We start from the raw sequence: 23,327 nt of genomic DNA, 5'->3' as shown, positions 1-23,327 counted from the left end.
GACAGCTATTACTAACACTATGTATTGACACTATAAAAGTCGTGATCATTTTAGATAGCGGCGGTTAATCTATAGCTGATTAACCGGTGATTTCTTAATTTAGACTATACCTAAGCGGTACGCTGTAACAGTGCTTGCGCTTGGGATTGTTGCTCACTGTTGCCTTGATGAACTACCTCATTCAATAAGCGTTTGGCGCTATCGTATTCCCCTAATTCTAAATACTTAGCGGCTAGGTCTAGCGTCACTTGATTATTATCTAAGTCGTTAACGAAGTCAAAATCAGCGGCAAACTGGCTGGCAAAATCTGTGGTAGCCTTTGGTTCGTCAGCTGTCACAGGCGCATCAGCGCTCACTGTGTTATCTGCTACAAGATCGTCAGCTAAGCTGATGTCATCAATCAAACCAAAGTCATCATCGATAGGCGTATTGTCATCGAACAATAAAACATCATTATCAGCGATTTGGTCTACATCAGGACTTGGCTCGCTATCTTCCTCTTCCAAATCTAGTTCAAAATCAAAGTCAGATGAGTCGCTCGGCAGAGCTGTCTCATCACTAGCTAAAGCTTTATCATCGGTAGGAGTATCAAAACCACTCTGAGCCGCTAAGTCATCAAAGTCGAGCACAAAATCTTCTTCGAAGTCTTTTTCAAAAGCGCTTTTAGCTGGTGTGTGTTTTTGCTCAAAGGTTGGTTTATTAGACTCTACAGGAGAGCTGGCAGTGGTTGGCTCATCAAAACTCAGAGCAAAGTCGTCACTAATATTTTCAGTAGTTACAAAGCTGTTAGTATCAGGCTCAAAAGCTAAAGAAGTATCCTCTAGCGCCAAGGGCTGATTTTCTAAGCCATCATTTACCGTCAAAGAGTCATCGCTGTCAAAGCTAACATCGTCCAGACTCAACTCATTTAAGGAATGATCAATAGGGCCGGGATTAATAGTCTCATCAAAACCATCAGCTGCAAAAATATCAAAATCGTCAGCCTCACTCTGTGCTGTCTCATTCTCTAAGTCATCAAGTGTGAGATCAAAGCTATTATCTACTGGCTGAGACGTAGCTGAGGCATCGGCGCTCAGAGACTCATTAATAAAAGAATGCTCATCAGAGTCAGCTTGTAAGGAGTGTTCGAGCTCTACTGAGCTAAGATCCGCGCTTATGGCTGGCTGTGAACTAGAGTCATGAACACTACTTTGAAGGTGGCTATGTACCTCATCTGGCAAGGTTGATACATCGAAATCTAGAGCTTCATAACCCTCTTTATTGGCATTAGGCTTATCAGCGCTCTTTTCTTTATCAGTACGGGCCAATATCTGAGTAGTTTGAGTATGCTCTTGGTCTATGAGCGACTTTAGCTCATTAGCTTGAGCGATAGTAGCGGCATCACTATGAGCGCTAATAGCGTCATAAGTTCTATAAAAGTTATCTGATTGCTTAGTAAGCGCATAGATATTGAGCAGCTTGAGAGATAAGCTAGCATCATGCGGTTTTTTAATCAATCCACGCTCCAATGCCTCGATAGCTTTATCATAGCGCTGCTGATCTAAGAAGCGCTCTGCTATGGTTAGACTATCAAATTTAGTAGCCGCTGCAGAACTGTTAACAGTATCCTCAGGAGCAGGCGTATGCTTGACTCGCTTTTCGCTGGTCTCACCGATAGCTCTAGCTGGTGGTTGCGCTTTTTGCCTACGCAGTATCAGCACCGCTATTAGTAAAATGATAACTAATCCTGCAACGATATATAGCATATTATCCATAATAATTCCTACAACTATTCGTGCTGACCGGAGCGAGTGTATAGCAAGTCTGGCCGGTCAGCTAGGCGGTTATTGATTGCGTAATTTTTTTAGACGTTCTTCAAGCTCAGCTAGTTTTTGGTTTTGTAATTGTAATTTTTGTGTATAGCTACCCAAAGTATTGCTGGTAGATATGACTCGCTGTGCTTGGGTGGCAGTGCTTTTACGAGATGACTTTAGCGATGCTAAGATATTAGTATCTAAACCACTGCCAGTCGCTGTGGTTGCCTTCGTTTGGGTGCCATCCGCTTCGCCCTTACCACCCGGCGCTACAACTGAAAACCGCGCTTGCGGTAAGGTCTGGGTGGTTGTTGCTTTATTAGCCGGCTTTGAGGGTTTGGTAGTAGCTTTTGCTGTGGCTGATTCTGCTTTATCTAAAGTCTCTAATTTGGATTGGCGTTTAGTTTTAGCCATAGCGTCTTTGCGTTGTAAAGAGCGCTCACGCTGCGCTGCTATCGCTGCCTGTATACTACTTTGTGAAGGCACGACTTCATAGTTTGGTAGACTCAACTGCGCATTGGCTTTGAGCTGACCGGCGTCTTGATTAATAAAAGCATCTGGATTTTGAGCCTTTATCTGCCGCATTACTACTGAGATATCTAGATTGTTTTGTTTAGCGATTTGCTGCGAGATAATCCATAAATTATCATTACGCTGCACGGTGTAAGTCACGCTTTGTTCTTGGGTACTTTGTAATAAACTATCATCCGCTTCTATGTTACTAGCTGCTGGATTAGTAGTTTTGACATCATTAGCTGCACTACTAGTCAAAGCTGGCTGTGAATCAGCTGTTGACTCTTTGGCTAGGCTATTAGCTTTTTGAGTAGCTGCCGCTTCGCTCTTTACTCTCTCGCTGTTGGCAGCACTTAATTTGGCAGCACTTAATAAAGCAATACTGTCATCAAATTTTAGCGCTAGAGTAGGGCTCTTTGTGCTATCGACTTTATTGATAGGGCTATTGTGGACAGTGATTTGCCGAGTCACTTCTATGTTTAAAGTGTCATTATCTAAAGTGCTAGCGTTATTTAAAAAGTCCTTGTTTGCAGGAGGCGTATTTAAAGCTTTGTGGTTTTCGGCGCTACTTTGCAGCTGATTTTGATTAAGCAGGCTTTGTTGTCTATCAGCCGCTGAGCTTGCCGCAATATCAACACTTGGAGTGTCTGCTAAACCTTTATTAGTAGTATTAGCTGGCGCGGACGGCACAACCGCGGCGTTAGTAGCTAGCGCACTTTGGTTAATGTTGTTTGAGCGCTCATCATCAGCCCGGCTAGTAACGCGATTAGTCGCTGCTATAGTTAGAGTGCTAGTAGTCAGAGTGCTAGTGTCGACTGCTGCTGCATTATGACCGGTAGCTAAGCGGTTATTACTTATGCTACTGCTACTTTGGTTAGTGCGCGGCGCTGTAGTGGTTTGAGTAATAGCCGTTTGTGCAAATGGCAAATTCGGAGCGCTATCTACGCTCATAGTTGGCAGATTTTGACTAAGGTTTGACTTTAAACGGTTGCTAGCTAAAGAGGCGGTTTGCGGTAAGCTTTGTTCAAATAAAGGCGGCGGAGTACCGCGTTTAACCGCTAAAGGTTTGGCATTAGTAGACGATATGACCGGTAAGTTTGGTTTGATGGCAGTGGCTATTACTCGATTTTGTGGTTTGATAGGCACACTAGTACTAAGCGGCATCAGCAAGGTCTTTGGAATGACATTACGCTTGCCTTTATCATTGATAGCGAGCACTACATCGGCAAAGGGCTTGGAGACAGGCTGCGAGGTACTGATTACCACTTGACCGGTAGTTGCCGAGGTAGGCACAAAACTCACTGACATAGAGTCCGTTGGCGACAAGCCTAATTGCTGATAGAGCACAGGACTAGCTAAGCTTGCAGAGAAGTCTGCGGTCTCAATATCAGAAACACTGATAATAGCAACTAGGGGCTCATGCTGCGATGAGGTAATAGTCGTTTTACCAAGCGTCGCCGCGGCAGCGCTTGGTAGTGTTACTACAGCGCCCATAGCACATAACATAGCTGCAGATACTGCGTAGTACAGCTGAGTAGGTCGATGAGATAAGTGCCAAGTCATGCGCTGCCCTTTAAGTAGCCATTTAGATATATAGCAATCTATAGTTTAGTCATATTAACTTAATTATTGCATTAAGCAAACGCAAAATGTGGTAATGCCTAGCGCATAAAATATAGATAGTAAGCGATAAATAAAAAGTATCTGCAGTTTTAGGGTAGCGCCTTATTGATAAGCTTTATCCAAAAGCATCGCATCGCCATAACTAAAAAACCGATACTGCTGCTCAATAGCGTGCTGATAAGCTTGCTCAATCGTAGACTTGCCAGCAAAGGCTGCTACTAGCATTAATAAGGTCGATTTTGGCAAATGAAAATTAGTCAATAAACGATCAATTACCCCAAATTTAAAGCCTGGATAAATAAAAATCTCAGTATCGCCAGACCAACTCGCTAGCGGCTGTCCATCGATTGCAGTCTGCTGATAAGCGCTCTCAAGCACTCGAGTCACGGTGGTGCCGACAGCGATCACTTGCTTGCCATTAGCATGGGTTTGATTGATCAGATCGGCGGTCGCTTGCGGTAGATGCGCGTATTCGCTATGCATCTTATGCTCAAGCAAGTTGTCCGCTTTAACCGGGGCAAAGGTTCCAGCGCCGACATGCAACGTCACAAAAGCAGTATTGATGCCTTTGTCCGCGAGCATAGCCAATACTTTTTCATCGAAATGCAGACTTGCCGTAGGAGCAGCGACGCTAGCAAGTTTTGCCGGATCATGAAAAACGGTCTGATAGCGAGTGTTGTCAGTTGCATCAGCATGCCGCTCAAAATAAGGCGGTATCGGCAGCTCGCCATAGCGCTCTAAGTCTGGCAAGAGGGGCGCGGCAAACGCTAATATAAATAAATTGTCTTCACGACCTATCATCAGCGCGTTCATTTGCGCGCCGGCAAAGGAGAGCTGCTGTCCTATTTTTGGCGCTTTACTGGCCTTGATATGGCATAGCGCTAGATGCGGATAAGTCGCTGCTTGCTCGCGCCAAGGCTCAAGCTTGTCAGCCGTCATATCCTCGTGCTGCACTAAGCGCTCGATTAAAACCTCAACTTTACCGCCGGTGTCTTTTTGTCCAAATAAGCGTGCCTTCATCACCTTGGTATCATTAAATACAATCAAATCGCCTGTATTGAGCAGCGAGGGTAAATCAGTAAATAAATGATCGATAGGCTTAGATGGTTTATTATTTAAGCTTGCTGGCAAGTACAGTAGCTTGGAGGCTGAGCGCTCCTCAAGCGGATAACGGGCAATAAGAGAATCAGGCAACTCATAATCATAATCGTCAACGCTTAAATAGTTATCAACACTTAAATAGGCGTCTGTATTTGTCTCATCGACAGGTGCGTGGTTAGGAGCCATAGTAGAATTTATATCAGTCATTATGAAATCATTTATAAGAGAAAATTTTGGCACAATTGTAGCAGAAAGCCTGGCAAGATAGTAACTTAAGAGTCGCTCTAACACTAAGCGCCGTGGCTCTTGTACTCATTAAAAATCAAATAAATTGAGCTGCGGTAGCTGTTGTGTGGCAGGCTCTAAAGTAGAATAAGTGACGCCTACTAGACGGATGGGCAAAGTACGCGGGATATCAGCAAACAGTTTATCGAGCCAGTAGTGCGCGGACTCAGCGCTAGTAAAGGCGGTGGATAAAGTATGTGAGCGCGTGATTTGGCTAAAGTCGGCGTATTTAACTTTTAGAGTAATGGTATAAGCGATAAGCTGCTTTTTTTGTAATTGCGTAAAAGCGTCATCGTTTTGCTCATAAATCTGCACTAGTAAAGGCGCATCAGCCCTTAGATTATCGCGAAAAGTGGTCTCAGAACCGACTGATTTATGTTGGCGCTGCGCTTTTACCGGACGCAAATCCTTGCCGTGAGCGATGTCATGATAAAACTGACCCCGTTTACCAAATTCATTTACTAGTAGCGTAGCTTCGGTACGACGCAAATCAGCACCATTCTTGATACCTAAAGCATGCATACGTTTGGCCGTCGCTTTACCAATGCCATGAAAGCGCTCAATCGGTAAGCTACTAATAAAAGCCTCAGCCTCATCTGGAGTGATAATAGCAGTACCATTGGGCTTATTAAGATCAGAGGCTATTTTGGCTAGCATTTTATTAAATGAGACCCCAGCGGAGGCGGTAAGACCCGTCTGCTCCAGTATTTGCGCGCGTAGCCAGTTGGCCATCAAAGTCGCTGAGCCCTTATGAGCGTTAAGTCCCGTGACATCGAGATAAGCTTCGTCTAGAGATAGAGGCTCTACTAGCGGCGTCAAGCGGTGCATAATCTTACGAATATCGGCACTAACCGCGCGATAAACCTCAAAGCGCGGGCGCACAAATAACACATCCGGACAACGCTTACGCGCCTCATAACAAGACATCGCTGAGCGTACACCAAATTTGCGTACCTCGTAGCTAGCCGCCGCGACCACCCCGCGACCACTAGGATCGCCGCCGACCACTAATGGCCTGCCTCGTAGCTCAGGAAAATCACGTTGCTCGACACTAGCATAAAAAGCATCCATATCTAGATGAATGATTTTGCGCTGAGAGGGGGAGGAGGCTGCAGTCATAGCTGCTATTTTACCTCAATATAAGGTTGTTTTGCGGATAATCATTTTAGAGAAAATTGCTTTTTTATCATAAGATTACCGTTCATACTATCAATAGTAGCTTTTATATGCCATTGATATAGGTATTAGGGCGTGTCTTCAATTCATCTTACAATGAACGATAGTACACGCCAGATAAAGCATTGACTTAAAATTACGCGCTAACTTCTCATAGCGAGTGGCGATACTACGAAAGTGTTTAAGCCTTGCAAACATATTTTCAACAAGATGACGCAGTTTGTACAAATAGCTATCAAACTCTGGATTAGGCTGTTTGGCATTCTTCCTTTTAGGAACGACAGGTATCATATTATGGCTTCGAGCTTTGTCTCTGATACACTCTGAGTCATAGCCTTTATCAGCGATAAAGTAATCTGCCTGTCCAATCATCTCAATCAATTCACCTGCAATTTGACTGTCGTGGACGTCACCCCCAGTGATTTTAAAATGGAGCGGATATCCATCGGCATCACAGGATAGGTGTATCTTTGTAGTTGCTCCGCCACGGCTTTGTCCAATTGCTCGCTCTTCACCACGCCGAGCTCCACTTGCATGCTGATGACAGCGAACATAGCTTCCGTCTGTGAATACCCATTCCGTATCAACTTCTGCTCAAAGGCTAAAAAAAATCCGCCCACAAGCCAGTTTTCGACCAGCGGTTGAAACGACTATAGGCTGTTTTCCACGAACATAATTCTTCAGGTATGTCTCGCCAAGGCGCCCCTGTGCGTAGTTTCCACAGTATGGCTTCCATGATCTCTCGGCTGTTTTGAGTTTGATAGCAGCCGTACTTTATCATCGTCGATTGCAATTGATCCCAAAGCGTATCTGTTAATGCTTTTCTTGCCATAACTTGTATTTCTCGCATCGACTCAATAGATGCGGTATTGTAACTATTATTTAGGGCTTATCCAATTGAAGACACGCCCTAGTACATTTGTACTATTATCAATATAAAGTCAGTTAGCTATAGTTGATATCTGTACGGTAAAGTCAAATCGAGCCATTGGCTAGTCTAAATAACCACTTAACCAAAATAAGTTTAGCCTAGATCTACTAAAGCATTTACTATAAAAATAGTAACTATTAATTACTTAATGACAAGGAAATTGATGATGAGTCATTTAATTACAGGAAGCGAGCTGACTAGAGTTATGCTTATGAATGGAGCAACACAAATATGGTGCGCGGTAGATGATGAGAGCGATGAGCAAGCGATGATGGATCATTACGGTAATGATTTTACCGCTCATATTGTCTCGTTTTATGACGGACAGTTCTATTGTAATAATGGTAGAGCTTGGGCATTTGCAGTACCTATTAAGATAAGTGCTATCGAACAAGAATTGATGGAGTCCTAAAAACTAGGATTATCAAACCTTATTATCAGCTTTAATAGTAACTATATTTTGCATCTTGCATTAAGCTTTGAGCCACTAATAGTTTTTGGTAGTAATAAAAGGTCTTATGATGTGAGTAGGGACAGGCTAATCTGCCAATTTAGCTTGCGGTTAGAGTAGAGCATATATCTAAAAGCAACTGAATAAGCGATAATGCCCGCTATAGATTCTGTGACGACATAATCGGCGATACACGCCAGAATAATAGCCACAGATATTGATACCGCAAATTTATATCATAAGGCAGCTGTGCATGACTAATAACAATCCCTTTAACTTGATTCCTCTGACCGCCACTGGCAGAAACGAAGTCGATAATGTCAATCTATATGCTCCTGAAGATATGATCACTATCTATGAGCAGCAGTTTTTGACCGAAGTGCCCGACGACAAGCTCACCGAGTTTTTGCCGGCCCTAAAAGCCTTTTATGATATCGATGATAATACCTTAGATATTAGCGCCGTTATTTTTGACGCTATTGGCGATGCAGCCATCATCTATAACCATAAAATAACAGCAGGCGACTATCAGCTACTAAGCCGCTTAGTCACAGAGCCGATGTCAGAGCAGGACAGTTTGCAAACCAGCGATGAGCACCAGCAAGAGGACAGCCAAGCTTACACCATAGACTGTTTGCGCACTTTTTATATCAATGATATCGAGATGCCTTATCGCTTTAATTTATTTATTCAAGGCGATGGCTATTCGACTTTGTCCGAAAAGACTAACGTGCTTGAGAAGCTATACTGGTTCGTCCATGATGGTTTTGACGAGCACCTATTGGGCAATCCTGACGATGTCATAAGCTTAGAGACTATCAATGCTGAGCTGGTCAAATTAGGCGTCAGAGAGATGGATTTGACTACTATTTATGCTGTCGTCAATTATATCGAAGATCATATTATCGATGATGAGATGGCGGATGTGCTCAATCAGAGGATTGATGAGGCGGAGTAGGACTGTATAATAGACGCTAAAATATCGGCGTTATTATCGTTTGATAATTTTCGCTCTTTATGTCAGGGCTTGCTTGAGCAAAAGCTTTGCCGCATAAACCGCGTTATTTGTACGAGTCTTATCGAAGTCATGAACAACCACTGATTTAAGTGGCGATTTTTACTTATGCCGATGAAGTGTTTATTCATCAGTATTAAATGAGATATCAACCAAAAGCTATTTGAAAGCTATTAAAAAACGACTATAAATGGTTATTTTCTAAATTTGCCAAAAAGGCTGCAAACCCTTCTGTAGCCCTTGCTTGCAAGCGGCTACTGGTGGTTACTCGCACCTTATTACTCCAAGTGATAGGGTAGCCTTGGCTTTGAAAATTTTGCACCAGCTCAACATCTTCATGACAAGCTAGCGGCACAAAGCCGCCAACGGCAACATAGGCCTCACTACTAAAGCTAAGGTTAGCGCCATGAATATGACGATGACCCATAGTGTCTTGATAATGAGCCTCATAAGCTTGCTGGGTCTGAGTGCTCAAATGCGCCCAATTATCAACGTTTACCACCCCGCAAATCATTGCAGTCGGCTGCTGCTTAAGATAAGCCATTTGCTGCGTGAGCCAATCTACAGCGACTATCGAGTCCGCATCGGTGCAGGCAAGCCAAGTAGCGCCGCCTGCGATAGCATGACGACACCCTAAGTCTCGCACCCGTCCCACGCAGCGGTAATCACAGCTCAAATATTCAACCTTGGCGCTCTTGACTAAACTCAGTGTCTCATCGGTACAGCTGTCAAGGACTATTAAAGGGTAAGCGCTGATAGTCGAGGGCAATTGCTCAATAGCGAGCTGCACCGACGTTAGACAAGCCCTAATAGTCGACGCCTCGTTATGCGCCGGAATCACAATGGCGATGGTGGTAGCCTTGTCGATATCATTGCCGGGTTTATTGGCTCTCATACGCTGACCTATTTTATATGAGTTGTTCTTGCATGGCGATGGTCTGCGCTGAGCGCTGCCAAACGTCTAATAAAAAATCACTGTCGACCAGTTGGCTTTGATGGGTAAAAGCCGAATTTTTATTAAACGCCTGCTGCAAATGCTGGTGTACGCTTTCGCCAGTCATCACAAAGCCTTCAATCTCATAGCGCCAATGACAGCAAAGTAGGGTGCCACTTAAAGCAAGGCTTTGCTCAATCCAAGAGATAACTTGATCAATATCAGCTAGAGGTAAATAATATAAAATCTCACTAATAACTATTAAGTCATAAGACTGGTTATTATTGATCGGGGTCTCCGCTAAAACTTGAGGAATCACCCCTTGTACCACTTTGATGTTGGAGTGGTTTACTAAGCGTTGTTTGGCGAGCTGCACCGCTTTTTGATTACCATCTATACTCAAGAGGCTCTGGCAGCGACCAGCCAACAATTCACTAAATACGCCATTCCCACAGCCTAATTCAACGCCATTAATATAATTCGCTTGCGGCAATGCTGCTAAACACATATCACGCTTGCGCTTCTCATACCAGCGCGTTTGATACTGCCAAGGATCACCATTACCTTGATATAAGGCATCAAAATAAGCCTCTGGATAGCCATCAGCCTGACTATCAAAAGTGGTTAGATCAGAAGCGCTTAAGTCAGTAGCGCTGAAACCAGCATCGACTGGCAAAGTAGAGTTAGGCATTTGGCTCATATAGATACACCTCCCAAGGTTGGCTGATTCTAGCGATAGTTTGCGCGGATAAAATAGGTGGATTGCCGGTACTCTCATCGCTCTCGATTTGGCTTTTAAAACAAGTAATCGCCGCGGTTTTACGCTGTAATTGCTGCGTATCTAAAGTTACTCTAACAGCATGCTGCCAAGGAATACGGCTGTCAGCAGGCTCAGCCCAGTGCCATGCCCAGATCAATACCTGATAACAAGCCAATTGCTGTTGTCTAGCAAATGCAGCGACGACTTGCCCCGTCGCTTCGTGATCAGGATGACCGTCGTGTATAAAGGGCGTCACCAAAATATCATTCGGCTGAATGATAGTGGTCAGTTTGTTATGCAGCTTTGCCTGCTGATTGAATACCTCGCCATCGCTCAAATCTAAGTGGATAGTTGTGACCTGCTGCTCCACGCCTAGCACCTTTAGCGCTGCTAGACTCTCTTGTGGGCGGATAATGTTGAGCTTATCTTGAGAATAAATTTGTGAGTGGGGATGACTTTGGGTGCCGTTGGTGACGTGAACCAGCAAAATATCATTACCATTAGCCGCCAGCTGCTGTAGTAGACCGCCGCAACCTAATATTTCATCGTCAGGATGCGGCGCAAAAAGACACACTCGCTGCTGTGCAGGGAAGCGAGTAGCGACATCTAACCGCGCCATATTTTGTAGTCCTGCCCAATTCTGCCAAGCCTTTTGACTGGTGCCTTGCCCTTTAATGATACGGTCACCAACGATCGGGTGGCTATTTTGTTCCACCTTATCATCTAAAACCTCATTACTCAAAGTTATAACTGCCATAGATCCTCCTGCCTAATCAGAGGGTTTTTTGATAACGGGCCGATAGACTCACTAGCCAGCTCGCCAATCTTTTGTAAATCAAAAGCGCCATGACTTTGGCGAATAAACACAGGCAAATCGGCTGCCAATCTGGCAAAGTGCGCATTACTACAAAACGGCGCAGCCCCCAAAGCTTGTCCCATGACTTCTATGACTTTCCGCGCCAGTTGCTCGGTGTTCGCTCTTAGCTGACGAATCACCAGCTCATGACTAACCTTTGGCTGAGTATCTATTAGCTTGGCAACATAATAAAAATACTGCTGATTGACTGCCAAAGCGGTACTGATTTGGCCTAAATACATCGCTTTATAAGCGTGCGGTTTTTGCTGATAAGCGCTTATCAAGTAGCTCGCTAGCTTTGCGCTAGCGCCATACCAGCAAGCCGCAACGCCCGCTGCGCCATGCCAAAATCCCGCGCGATCTAAATAGGCACTCGCCGCTCCCACTGGTCGGGCCGCTACTTCATTAAATTGAATAGTAGCGGTATCAGTCGCCTGCATGCCTACCGCTTGCCATGCACTATTGTCAATCGCAATGCCTTGCTGGTGCATATTTATGATAAGCAGACAGGACCTAGCTTGCTCATCGCGATAAGTGAGTAAGCCATTATCGACACTATTTGCTCCCGAGCACCACGCTTTGGTGCCGCGCGCTTTGCCTTGACTATAACGTATCGGATCGGGATGACCTTCTGCCGCCCAAACTGCCCATAACCCCTTAGCAGCCTGCTCATAGCCTAGCTCATGTAAGATACTCAAAGCATCTAGATGCGATTCGAACCATTTAGCAATCGTCAAATCAAGACCAGCAACATAAGCCAAAATCTGCCAGCGAATTAAAGTGTTCGATAAAGCGTTATCGGCATTCGCATTATAACTTGCCGGATGCGGAATCTTAGCGCTATAAGATACTAAGCAGCTTAGGATTTTATGACGTAAGTCATCACTTAAACTAAAAGTGCTCATAGCTTGAGTATCAGCGTGTAAGATGTCTTCTATACTGGTTTTGATCGCTAATAATAAAGGGTTTTTTGTCTCTAGCAGTAGCATGAGAGTCTCCAAGTGTTCATTGTGATTCAGGTAGTGGGCTTTGCTGCGCTCCCAAGCTTTGGGTCTGGTTCTGATAAGGGCTGGGGTTGTATAAATCCTCTAAAAACCGTTGTTGCCAAGCTTGCAGGTTATCTGTTTGTAGCCCTTGTAGCAGTTTTTGATAGCGAGCTTGGCGCTCAACTAGGGGCATGGTTAGAGCTACCCTTAACCCTTGAATCATACTCTCGATTTGCAGCGGATCGATAATGAGCGCCTCTTGCATTTGCTCAGCGGCTCCTGCATAACGTGAGAGTAACAACACGCCAGGATTGTCAGGATTTTGCGCGGCAATATACTCTTTGGCGACCAAGTTCATGCCATCTTTAAGCGAGTTCACCCAGCCCACATCGCTTTGCGAAAATAAGCCCATCAACGCCTTGTGATCTAGTACCTGCTCGCTATAGTCAATCGCTTGCCAATCAACTGCTTTATTAGCGCTAACCGTGTCCGCTTTAAGGCTATTAGGCGTACATGCATGAGGTGAAAATTGCTGATTCACCTCAGTGATAGCCCGTCTCACTTTATCGTAGAGGCGCTGATAAGCTGGCAAGTCTAAACGACTAGGACAGGCAGTTTGTAGCAGTTGTAGCTGGTTTTTATAGTGAGGATAGTGCTGCAAAAAAGCGCGATACGCCGAAAAACGCTTTAATAAGCCTTTGGAGTAATCGATTCGATCTACCGCGATGATCTGCTGAGTAGCAGGCTTGATAGTTTGCTTATTGGCTTTGATAGATGATGTTGAAGACGACCACAAATGAGCGACCTGTTGCTGTATCTTTGACACATTGACGCCGATGGGATAAGCCTTAACAATGAGCGAATGCTGAGCTCTTACCTCTAAACGGATCAACAGCTCGTTAACCGCTGATCGATAGGCATCAATAAAATCATCTTTTGTAGAGTAAGTATTGATAGGTAAATCAGCTAAAAGACGGTTTGGTAATAAGCGCTCTTTTAAATAATGTTGCAAAACCGCCAGACAGTTGGTCTTATCGTGCTCAGTCTGGGTGCCAAGCACATCATAATGACTAAGGTGAGCAATCAGCTCAGCGCTTTGCTCAAGCAGTTGCCAAAAGCTTAGGGGCGCAAAGGGAATATGTAAAAACAAGCCTATACGATTGCTGATTCCAAGCTTTCGGCAATAATAAGCCACGCTCAAAAAATGATAATCATGCACCCAAATCACATCATCAGGCTCAATGATCTGTTTGATTTGCTGCGCAAAAAGCCGGTTCACCTCTTGGTAGCCTAGATAGTCATCAGCCGCCTGGCTTATTAGTTCAGGGCGTTCATGCAATAGCAGCCACAGCACATTATTGGCAAATCCACAGTAAAATTGCTGATATTGCGCATGGGTAAAAGGGGTGGTCATATAAGTTAGACACTTGGTGGTAGGTGACGGCTTAGTATTTGTTAAAGTTGCATTATTATAAATACTAAAGTCATTGTCAGTACCGTCATTATGGCCCTTTACAACCTTGCCATTCCAGCCCATCCAAATCACTGAGCTTCCTTGTAAAATATCTTGCAGCGCTACTGCAAGCCCGCCTGCCATAGGCTGATTGTCAGGTAGGGTTACCCGGTTAGATAAGACAATTAAGCGGTTCATAGCATTGGCCTCCTATTGTCTTTGTCAGTGAAAAGTGAGCGTCTGCTGGTTTAAACGATGGTGCAGAAGAGGTTTGGCAAAATCTTAAAAAGCTGCTGAGTAAAGTAGTAACCTCAGCAATGTCATTAACCCGATAATGGGCGCAACTAGTCTCATCTCCTACCTTAATGCCCATGCCTTTTATTATGTTATGCTGTTTTACTATCGAGCTGTACGCCTGTTGAACAGCTATAAATCCTGCTTCGTCAGTGCTATCATCACCAATAAAAATAGGACAAAGAGTATCATTAGCGCTCATCTGTTGTAATAAGCTAATAATTGCAGAGCCTTTATCGGCACCTTTGGGCACTATTTCCCAAACGTATTTGCCAGGCTTTAATACCCAGTTAGGATAGTGCTCGAGGGTCTTTGTCATAATGTTATAGGCTACGTCCGCCAAAGTAGGGTCTTCTCGAAAATGCAGCGCGATAGAGTAAGGTTTATTCTCTACGCTAAGCTCATTATAAGGCTGGCTAGATTGAGCAATAGCTTGCTTTATGACAGCCAGCTCAGCGCTATTGACGCCGGCAACATTGACAGTATTGTCGCTTTTCTCGATGTTATTAAGGCCCTTGCCAAGAGCAATCTCTAACCCATGGGTTGCGGCAAACGGCAGATCTAAAGGGGACAGCATTTGCCTAGCTTCAACAAGGCTACGCCCGGTGACGATAGCAACTTTGACGCCGCAGCTTTGTATTTGCTGTAAAATTTGCAGCGTTGATTTAGGAATAAAACTGTTTTTAGGGTCTAAGGTAAACTCCGCCAAGGTGCCATCTATATCCAAAAACAAAGCATAGTTTTGCTGATAAGATAAATAATCAGTAAAGTGTTGGGGCGGGATATATCTAGGTGATGAGCTCACATCAATACTTCTTCCTAAAGTCACATCTACTTCCTTAATGTATAGAATAACCTGCTGTTGGTTTAGACTACTTTAGAGGAAGTTTGCCATAAACTTAATGATCCTTCGTTAGTGATGATACTCAGTTCGTTATCACTTTTGTAACTTATAAATTACTGATTTTAAAGAAGATAGCTATAATAGCTAATCATTGTTTAAATGAATTAAAAAGCGAGAAGGTAAGAGGATGGGATTTTACGACAGTGAAAAAAGGGCAGGCGCTAGAGAGGGCTGAGTAAGACGCTGGCAAGAGTATAATTATGTTAAGCACAAAAAAACCTCCCAAGTAGGAGGCTAATTTTTCTAAATGATCATCCAATCAAACTGACTTTAAGGGTGTATCAAATTGTACACTTAAGTGTACACGCTAGTTATAAAATAATATTGATCCATATAAAATCGCAGACAAAAAAATACCGCTAAGCTGGATGGCTAGCGGTATTCTCTTTTATTGCTGTTACAATTGGTACCGGTGGTCGGACTCGAACCGACACGCTTTTAAAGGCAACGGATTTTGAATCCTTTGGCTATCTCAAATAACTAGATATACTTAACGATAATAAGCAATGAGTAGAGATAAAATATATTTATAAACAATGACTTAGGGTTAAATTAACTATATTTAGCTATAACTAAAAAGATGTAACAATATTTTTCAAGTATCAAATAAGTATCAAAATTACTTTTAAAAATTGGTTTGTTTAACTAGTTTTAGATCTCGTCGTTAATTTTAATATGATGAAACGCATTTATGTAACGGACTTCGATTCAGTTAAGAGTACCAAAAAAGTTATCAGCAGATTGTACAAAATATTAAATTATATAGATTGTAATAATTAAACTTTGACCCAACCGTTTATCCCTAATTATTACATTGAATGCGCAGCATATCGAATCAGCTGCGTACATTTATTTATTGCTTAGCCAATAAGCTCTCTAGTACATAATTCGGTGGTGTATCAGAAAGTATGCTGAGGTAATAAAGGAGAGTGACAGCCGAGGCAAGATGATATATTTGAGGTTATGAAGACACAAATAAATATCAGATGCCCCGACTGTCACAGTCCCAGTTTAAAGAAAAATGGCAAAAAAAGCTATGGTAAACAAAACTACCAATGTAAGGACTGCAAACGTCAGTTTATTGGCGATCATGCCTTAACTTACAACGGCTGTCACTCTAAAATAGAAGACCTCATACGGCTAATGACGGTTAGGGGGTGTGGCGTTAGAGACATTGCTCTGATAGCCTCAGTTAGCATTGGCAAAGTGCTCAGTACCATAGGTTCATCTATTCATAAGATTGCGCCTAAAAAGCGCTACTATGAACGCTTAGAGGTTGATGAGTTTTGGACTTACGTGTACCGTAAGAAACGTAAAGTCTGGCTGATTTATGCTTATGACCGTGCTACCAGTGAGATTGTGGCTTATGTCTGGGGCAAACGTGATTTGAGAACGGCTAAGAAGCTCAGAGCACGTCTAAATCAGCTCAAAGTCAGCTATGGTTCTATTAGCATGGATAACTGGGATAGTTTTTTAACCGCCTTTAAACTTGATCGCAAACAAGTCGGCAAGCAGCATACCGTAGGTATAGAAGGTAATAACTGTCGCTTGAGACACCGATTACGTCGAGCCGTTAGAAAAACCTGCTGCTTCTCGAAAAAGCTTGATAATCACTTTAAGGTATTCGATCTGGTGTTCTTCTATGTCAATTATGGCTACGTCTGATGCCAGCATACTTTTTAGAACACCACCCATAATTCTTTATCATACATTAGATACAAGCAGTCCTTAGTAGTCCAAATGCATTTAATATCACTGATCCTCTTCAGATTCGAGCGATTGTCATTAAACTATTGATTTAGCGCGTTTGGATAGTCGAGCTTATTATTTGCTTATGCCTCCTAAAGGTGCAGATGACCTTTTTTTAATATTTAGTATTCTTCATAAGTAGCTTTAAGGTCACGTTAAGACATTTCTTTACCAAGGATCCATATTAGTCCAAGCATAAACATAACCGAGAACCTCTAAGCTGTCTGTTTTGGATTTAGAAATTTTCTCATCTGGATATTCCTTGTTCTTACATTGTAGTAGCAGGCCACCATCAGACTGACTAAATAGTGCTCTTACCCCGTAAAAGCTATCCGTTCTTATCAAGTAAAACTTGCCGTTTTTTATAGTGCGTTTAGTTAAATCTACTGAGCACTGTGCACCAATAGTGATTCTCGGCTGCATGCTATGGTCTTCTTGATTATAGAATAGGGTCTTACTTAAGTTACTGTTCGTCCGTTCAGCAATTTCAGATTGCGACCTTAATGGTTGTTCTACATGTTTAAAATTTTCTATAAAAACACTTAAATTGGGATATTTCTTTATCTGTTCTAAGGTCGACCTATTTTCAATAAAATCATCCGCTCTTTCCTCCCATTCTAGCCACTCTTCATACCCTAACATTAACAACATCACCTAACAAAAGTAAATCTTATAAATTAGCGCTTTAAACCATGTAAGTAATAGCGTGTAGAGCTTTTAGGACTTGTTAAAGTAAAACCAATCTATGATATATGCAGATATCAATCATATTTTAAAAACCATAATATCGAGAAGTCTATTACCTAATAAGTTATAGTTTAAATTCAAATCTAGACTATTATAGAGTTAAATAATTTTTAATATCGATGCTAATTTTATAGCTATAAGCATATTATAATAACCACAATGGTTAAAGATATCTATCTAGCGACTACAGCTTCTTGAGTTATTGCTAAGAAACCATCCTTTAGATGATTATAGTAGAGTGGGGCTGTAAAGCAGGGTGACTGTGAATACCTATTGATTAAAAGGCTTGCAAAAAATCTATCAGTCATGGAGAGGCCCGTTAGAAGATATGCAAACTCCTTATACCCCTTATTATCTACAAATCTGGCTATACGAATAATATATCAGTCACTCCGAAGTGGTCTGCGTGATAGAGGATAATAAAGACTTTTATCGACATATTTTTGAGTCAATAGATGAGCAGCCCAAAGACGGTATTCAAAGCTCTACTCACTAGGATCAGAACCCGGCGGAAAATCATGACGGAGCTGAGCGATATTAGCAGCAGTGACTGTATCAGTAAAATTATTAAGATCACTATGCACATACTGCGTGACCGATGCTATCTGCTCATCATTCATCATGCTGTGAAAGGAGGGCATACCGCGAAGACTATTGAGGATAACGCTAATGATATAATATTTTGATTGCATCTTACTGTTATTGGCAAGCGGCGGATAGTAACCTGCCCCTTGTGCGCCCTTGCCATCTTGCATATGACAGGCAGCACAAGAGTCATCATAGAGCTTTTTACCACTAGTGCTAAAAAATCCCGTTTTACCTTCTAAGCTGCCTTCGAATTTGACTAGCCATTGCTGCAAGTCAACATCTTCTGCCATCGCTGGTAAGGAACTGATATCAACGATATTAGTTCTCGGCGACTTAAGTTCTTCTTTCGTCATATAGACCGCGCCCCATGCGCCATTATTACGACTGGCTTGATTTTTAAATACTACTTGCGAGGCTTGTAGATCAGCTAGAGTAGGAGTTGTATGAGCAGTTTGGTCTTTGCTATAGCGGCTACAACCAGATAGTGTAGTGACACCCAACGCTACTGTGATGGTAGATATGGCAAGCAAGTTTGGTTTTATCATCTCTATGTCCACCTATAAGTTCTTTATTATTGAGTCAATATCACTTTAAAGCCCAATCATCTTTAGCTAAATGTTACTGCTGCTAGCCAATGCTTTTTGCTCTTTGGTGCAAGCGCTTGGCGGCATCCATACCGGATAAGATTGCGCCTTCTTGCCAAGCTGGAATATGCGAGCAGTGCTCACCTGCTAGCACAATACGGTGATCAATCGCGCATAGCGTATCGTAATATTGATCGCGACTTGACTCACTCCAAATGCCGTAGCAACCGAGCGACCATGGAATACGATGCCAAGCGACTGAAGTACCAGAGCGGAACTCTTTGGGATATTGTGGATGAATATATTTGCCATACTGTAGCGCCGCATCAATGCGTTGTTTGGGATTCAGGCTATTAAATTTATAAGAGGCTTCTCCAAACCCATAGGCACCGAGCAGTACCCCTGAGCCGTTGGTAAACATATCGTGTGAAGGATAGGAGATTTGTGAGATAGGCATGTCGGTATAGGTGATACCGCCGTAAATCCATTCGTCTTCTTCCCAAAAGCGGCGTTTAAACTCCAAGCCTACTTTATAGGAGCTGTCATAGGGAACGGCTGCCATCGCTTGTTTCATCGGTGCTGAGACATTAATATCTATTTGGGTCAATACTGATAGAGGAATAGTACAAATACACCAATCTGCGCGTACGGTTTTCGAGACGCCGTCAAGATCATTGCTATCGACATAATCGACACTAACACCGCTATCATCTTGCTTGATTTTGGTCACTTTTGCATTGAAGGTAATCATATCTCGACATTCGCGAGTGAAGGCATCACCAATTTTACCCATACCGCCGACAGGCTGAAACATTGTTGGTTGATGAACGTGAACGGTATAGTTGTTATAAAGGTCTGCCCACATTCCTGAAGCCAATAGTTTATTCATTGGTATTGGCGTTGAGGGCTTAGCATCTGGCATCAGCTCGCCACCTGGATAAACACTATAGCCGCGATGTTTGCTGGTTTCATGGCTTCTGACGTAACGATAATTATTATCCAAAACGCCCCAACCCTTTAGACCTTCTAACAGCTTTTCTTTGTCCTCTTTATTGACGGTCTTATCAAGACCACCTGCATTGACTGCCTTGGATAATAACTCTGAGACATAACCCCGTACATCGTTTTGTACCTCGCCTAAGCGCTGCGGCGCGCCATTAAAATGGGTAGTACGGTGCAGGTAGGCACGGTCATTGGTTTGAATAAAAGGCTGCAACGCCACGCCAAACTTTTTGCAATAATGAAAGACGGCATAATGATGAATAGGCAATCGCCATGGCCCACCATTAAAGTAGTTGCCTTTTTTAAAGTCGCAAGTAACCTCATCGCCACCCAATTCAGTATACTTATCACCAGCGTTTAGTGTCCAACTGCGGCCACCACCGCGATTTTGAAACTCAAGAACAGTCACTTTATAGCCCGCTTTACGTAGCTCATAAGCAGCAGTTAAACCAGCTAAACCTGCACCCAGAATGACGATGCTTGCTCCAGCAGGCGCCCCTTTAAGATCAATCTGTTGCTTAAAGCTAGACTCTGAAGCAAACCCTAAGGTCGTCATTGCTTGATACATGGCCGTTGCTCCTGCGGTCTTACCGATCATTGCTAGTAATTGCCGTCTTGTAGGCGCTTGAAATAAGTCGTTCATTTACATATCCTTGTTATAGAGCATTTGTCCATGACAGCCAGGGTTTGCTTATTTTTATAGCACGGTATTGTTTTTACATTTCATTAACCACCCTCAAACTTATACTGCCTCATTCCATTACTTCTTTAACATCTTTAGCAGTGACGTCACTGCTTGGTAGGCCGCCGAAATTGACACGCACATAATTGGTAATACTAGCAATCTGTGCATGAGTGAGCTCTTTAGCGAAGCCAGGCATTTCGGGTGCAGTATTTAATGCGCCTTTTGCACCATAAGCAATGACGTTAATCAATGTATCTGGCTTAACACGACGAATACTGCTTAGCCCTACGATAGAGGCGTAACGAGCATCGGGCTGTGCGTAACCATCCACCCCGTGACAGCTGCCACAGGCAGCAAGATACAGCGATTTTGGTGAGTTGGTAGCATTGTTGTTAGCATCAGCATTATTAGTAGTAGCTTTTGCCTGCGCTAAATAGTCTTTTTGCTCAAGCAAATCGTAAGTAATAGAGTTACTCACTGGATTTGGCAGGCGGGCGATATTTACGGGTATTAAGTAATCATCGGTTTTAATAGCGGGGACGACTTTTAGATAAGCAGCCATAGCGCTTAAGTCTTCATCGGTTAGATAACGGGTGCTATGGGCGACTGCCTCAGCCATCGGCCCACCAGCATATGCGCGTTTATCAAGCATGCCGGTACGCAGATACGTGACGATATCTAGCTGACTCCAACGCCCGATGCCAGTATCATTATCTGGGGTGATGTTGGGTGCATACCATTTACCAAGCGGTGCACCAGATAAATACTTGTCTTTATCAAGACCTTGAGTGAGATTACGCGAGGTGTGACAAGTGCCGCAATGTTCTAAGTTATTAACCAGATATTCACCGCGTTGCTGGGTTTGGGTGAGACCTAAACGGTTATCGGTAGAAGGTACATTAATCACATTCCAGGCCAGCATTAAGGTGCGGATATTCAATGGGAAGGGTAGTTTGGTGGTTTTTTCAGGCGGTATGTCAATGGGAGGTACGGTTTGAAAGTAAGCAAATAAGGCACTGATATCCGCATCAGCCATACCATGATAAGACGGATATGGCATCGCAGGATACAGCTGATGAGTGGGCGCACGGCCTTTTTGCAGGGCTTTTTTAAAGTCAGTTTCGGTATAGTTGCCGATACCATAACGTTGAGAAGATGTGATATTAGTCGAATAAATATTGCCAATCGGTGTTTCAATCGCGACGCCACCGTTATAGTCCTCGCGATGACAAGCCATACAGTCAGCAGTACGAGCAATATAAGCGCCGCGATTGGCTAAATCACTATTCATAGAACTTACATTGGGCAAGCTAATAGCGGGACTAACATTAAGCTGGCTTATTACATGAGGTAAGCCAGCGCTATCAGCCATGATAGCGCTGGAAGCCATACTAAGTGCAAGTACTGATAACATTATAGAAATTGGCTTCATAGTATCCTCGCTAGGCTGGCAAAAACTAATTTTTAATAACTTTGGCTATCGCTCTATAACTCGCTAATTTTTTACTGGACTGGAAAAGCTACTGTTTAGCTGCTTCAACTTGAATATTTAAAGTCAGACTTTTAGTCATGCCGAATAAGACATATTTTTTGATATTCCACTGGGTACGATCAATCGTGGCGGTAAAATTGCCGCCACAGACCGTTCTATTAATTGGAGAGCTCAGGTAACAATTAAATTTGGTCGCCAGTAAGCTAATAGGATGGGTCTGACCGTTTAGGGTTAGCTTGCCATCCACTCGTGTGACCTTTGGATTGTCTTTATCAGAGGTGAAATGCCATTTGGTAGATTCAAAACGTGCTAATGGATACTGTTCCATATTAAAAAAATCAGGTCCCATCAGTTTAAGATTAAAAATCTTGTTACCGGTGTTTAAGATTTTATGGGAATAATAAGGGAGATGTCACCGGTTTTTGCGCTCCGATCATACTGGAGTATTCCGGTCAAATTATAGAAGCCGCCAGTGGTAGCAGAGGTTTTGAGGTGGTCAATAGCGAAGCGTACGTTGGAATGGTCAGGCTCAATTTTATAGGTAGCAGCATGGCTGCCAACCGTACAACCTGCCAGCAATAATAATGTCCCTAATCGCTTATAGTAACGTAATACGACTTTGTCAAATACAAGCTGGCTCATGACAACATTCCTTTGTTGTGTAATCTTACTTATGACACGCTTCGTAAAATTTTACTAGCCCTATCTTATTAAACTAAATACAAGGGTCGTTCATTACAGCAGATAAAAAACTACGTTTTCAATTAAATGTTATTGATATTACGTCGAGCCATTAAACGACGTTTTATAAACCAAGCAATAATAATAACCACAGCGAGTAATAAGAAACCCTTAGAGTACGGTGCTAGCATAGTCTCAATCACTTCGTAATTCTCACCAAAATAATAGCCAGCAACGGTCAATAAGCTTGTCCAAATGCTTGAGCCCAAAGCAGTAAATGCCAAAAAAGGAAGAATCGGCATTTTACTCATTCCCGCAGGGATGGATATAAATGAGCGAATACCCGGCACCATACGTCCAAAGAAGACAGCCTTGCTGCCATGTTTATCAAACCAAACACTAGAGGACCGTATATCGCTAGGCCTAACGAACACGTATTTGCCATACTTTTGCGTAAATACTAGTAGGCGATCTTCATTCAGTAAGCGCCCTAGGTAATATAGCGGCAGTGCTCCAAGTACCGAGCCAAGCGTACCTGCTAGGATGACTAATATTAAATTTAAATCACCTTTTGCTACCGCAAAACCAGCGGCTGGCATGATAAGCTCAGAAGGTATGGGCGGAAAAACGTTTTCGGCAAACATAGCAAAGATAATACCGAGGTAGCCAAACTTTGCCATGATAATTAGTACCCACGCGCTTACCTGACTCATTAAAATACCTT

The 23,327-nt window shown here is 43.0% G+C and carries 18 protein-coding genes and 2 pseudogenes; 3 read left to right on the top strand and 17 right to left on the bottom strand.

What is annotated here, in order from left to right; genetic code table 11:
* Nucleotides 1-110: 110 nt before the first annotated feature.
* The 5 genes and pseudogenes from M0N77_RS07355 to M0N77_RS07335 form a co-directional block, all read right to left on the bottom strand.
* Nucleotides 111-1,754: a FimV/HubP family polar landmark protein gene (locus M0N77_RS07355; protein ID WP_353104580.1), complete on the bottom strand. Its 1,644-nt coding sequence runs from the start codon at nt 1,752-1,754 to the stop codon at nt 111-113.
* A 69-nt stretch (nt 1,755-1,823) separates the two neighbouring features.
* Entirely contained in the window at nt 1,824-3,869 is a 2,046-nt protein-coding gene (locus M0N77_RS07350) for a peptigoglycan-binding protein LysM (protein ID WP_353104579.1), read from the bottom strand.
* A 162-nt stretch (nt 3,870-4,031) separates the two neighbouring features.
* Complete coding sequence (queA, locus tag M0N77_RS07345) at nt 4,032-5,216, bottom strand: tRNA preQ1(34) S-adenosylmethionine ribosyltransferase-isomerase QueA (RefSeq protein ID WP_353105593.1); 1,185 nt, start codon at nt 5,214-5,216, stop codon at nt 4,032-4,034.
* Nucleotides 5,217-5,345: 129 nt separating this feature from the next.
* Nucleotides 5,346-6,434 carry a DNA polymerase IV gene (gene dinB, locus M0N77_RS07340; protein ID WP_353104578.1) on the bottom strand — a complete coding sequence of 363 codons (1,089 nt, stop codon included), beginning with the start codon at nt 6,432-6,434 and terminating at the stop codon, nt 5,346-5,348.
* A gap of 138 nt (nt 6,435-6,572) precedes the next feature.
* A pseudogene (locus M0N77_RS07335) lies at nt 6,573-7,323 on the bottom strand (IS5 family transposase).
* Between the two features lie 265 nt (nt 7,324-7,588).
* Between M0N77_RS07335 and M0N77_RS07330 the strand changes: the two are divergent.
* Nucleotides 7,589-7,834 (top strand): hypothetical protein, encoded by a 246-nt coding sequence (locus M0N77_RS07330; protein ID WP_353104577.1) that lies wholly within the window; start codon nt 7,589-7,591, stop codon nt 7,832-7,834.
* Between the two features lie 292 nt (nt 7,835-8,126).
* The gene (locus tag M0N77_RS07325; protein WP_353104576.1) at nt 8,127-8,831 is read left to right on the top strand and encodes a hypothetical protein; all 705 of its coding nucleotides are present in this window, start codon (nt 8,127-8,129) and stop codon (nt 8,829-8,831) included.
* A 241-nt stretch (nt 8,832-9,072) separates the two neighbouring features.
* Here M0N77_RS07325 and M0N77_RS07320 read toward each other — a convergent pair whose 3' ends face one another.
* From M0N77_RS07320 to otsB, 6 genes are read right to left on the bottom strand one after another with little or no spacing between them, the layout of a single operon-like run.
* Nucleotides 9,073-9,783 carry a glycosyltransferase family 2 protein gene (locus tag M0N77_RS07320; RefSeq protein WP_353104575.1) on the bottom strand — a complete coding sequence of 237 codons (711 nt, stop codon included), beginning with the start codon at nt 9,781-9,783 and terminating at the stop codon, nt 9,073-9,075.
* 13 nt (nt 9,784-9,796) lie between these two features.
* Entirely contained in the window at nt 9,797-10,522 is a 726-nt protein-coding gene (locus M0N77_RS07315) for an SAM-dependent methyltransferase (RefSeq protein ID WP_353104574.1), read from the bottom strand.
* Nucleotides 10,506-11,339, bottom strand: coding sequence for a PIG-L deacetylase family protein (locus M0N77_RS07310; protein WP_353104573.1), 834 nt, complete (start codon nt 11,337-11,339; stop codon nt 10,506-10,508). Before M0N77_RS07310 ends, M0N77_RS07315 begins: the two co-directional genes overlap by 17 nt.
* Nucleotides 11,327-12,427 carry an acyl-CoA dehydrogenase gene (locus M0N77_RS07305; RefSeq protein WP_353104572.1) on the bottom strand — a complete coding sequence of 367 codons (1,101 nt, stop codon included), beginning with the start codon at nt 12,425-12,427 and terminating at the stop codon, nt 11,327-11,329. The genes M0N77_RS07310 and M0N77_RS07305 overlap by 13 nt, the downstream gene beginning before the upstream one ends.
* A 16-nt stretch (nt 12,428-12,443) precedes the next feature.
* Nucleotides 12,444-14,075 (bottom strand): trehalose-6-phosphate synthase, encoded by a 1,632-nt coding sequence (locus tag M0N77_RS07300; protein WP_353104571.1) that lies wholly within the window; start codon nt 14,073-14,075, stop codon nt 12,444-12,446.
* Nucleotides 14,050-15,000: a trehalose-phosphatase gene (gene otsB, locus M0N77_RS07295; protein ID WP_353104570.1), complete on the bottom strand. Its 951-nt coding sequence runs from the start codon at nt 14,998-15,000 to the stop codon at nt 14,050-14,052. Before otsB ends, M0N77_RS07300 begins: the two co-directional genes overlap by 26 nt.
* A gap of 1,038 nt (nt 15,001-16,038) precedes the next feature.
* Here otsB and M0N77_RS07290 point away from each other — a divergent pair.
* The gene (locus M0N77_RS07290; RefSeq protein ID WP_353104569.1) at nt 16,039-16,740 is read left to right on the top strand and encodes an IS1 family transposase; all 702 of its coding nucleotides are present in this window, start codon (nt 16,039-16,041) and stop codon (nt 16,738-16,740) included.
* Between the two features lie 252 nt (nt 16,741-16,992).
* Here the strand turns inward: M0N77_RS07290 and M0N77_RS07285 are convergent, their stop codons facing one another.
* The 6 genes and pseudogenes from M0N77_RS07285 to M0N77_RS07260 form a co-directional block, all read right to left on the bottom strand.
* Complete coding sequence (locus M0N77_RS07285; RefSeq protein ID WP_353104568.1) at nt 16,993-17,466, bottom strand: S24 family peptidase; 474 nt, start codon at nt 17,464-17,466, stop codon at nt 16,993-16,995.
* A gap of 590 nt (nt 17,467-18,056) precedes the next feature.
* On the bottom strand, nt 18,057-18,710 hold the full coding sequence (locus M0N77_RS07280) for a cytochrome c (RefSeq protein WP_371834223.1): 654 nt from the start codon (nt 18,708-18,710) through the stop codon (nt 18,057-18,059).
* A 76-nt stretch (nt 18,711-18,786) separates the two neighbouring features.
* Nucleotides 18,787-20,388 carry a flavin monoamine oxidase family protein gene (locus M0N77_RS07275; RefSeq protein WP_353104566.1) on the bottom strand — a complete coding sequence of 534 codons (1,602 nt, stop codon included), beginning with the start codon at nt 20,386-20,388 and terminating at the stop codon, nt 18,787-18,789.
* A gap of 109 nt (nt 20,389-20,497) precedes the next feature.
* A complete protein-coding gene (locus tag M0N77_RS07270) occupies nt 20,498-21,862 on the bottom strand; it encodes a cytochrome c (RefSeq protein ID WP_353104565.1) in 1,365 nt (454 codons plus the stop codon).
* A gap of 88 nt (nt 21,863-21,950) precedes the next feature.
* Nucleotides 21,951-22,564: pseudogene (locus M0N77_RS07265) on the bottom strand (YceI family protein).
* A gap of 122 nt (nt 22,565-22,686) precedes the next feature.
* Nucleotides 22,687-23,316: a DedA family protein gene (locus tag M0N77_RS07260; protein ID WP_353104564.1), complete on the bottom strand. Its 630-nt coding sequence runs from the start codon at nt 23,314-23,316 to the stop codon at nt 22,687-22,689.
* Nucleotides 23,317-23,327: the final 11 nt, after the last annotated feature.

The organism is Psychrobacter sp. AH5 (assembly GCF_040371085.1).
Taxonomy (GTDB): Bacteria; Pseudomonadota; Gammaproteobacteria; order Pseudomonadales; family Moraxellaceae; genus Psychrobacter.
Note: the sequence above shows the minus strand (reverse complement) of the source record. Positions and strands in the feature narration are given on the sequence as shown.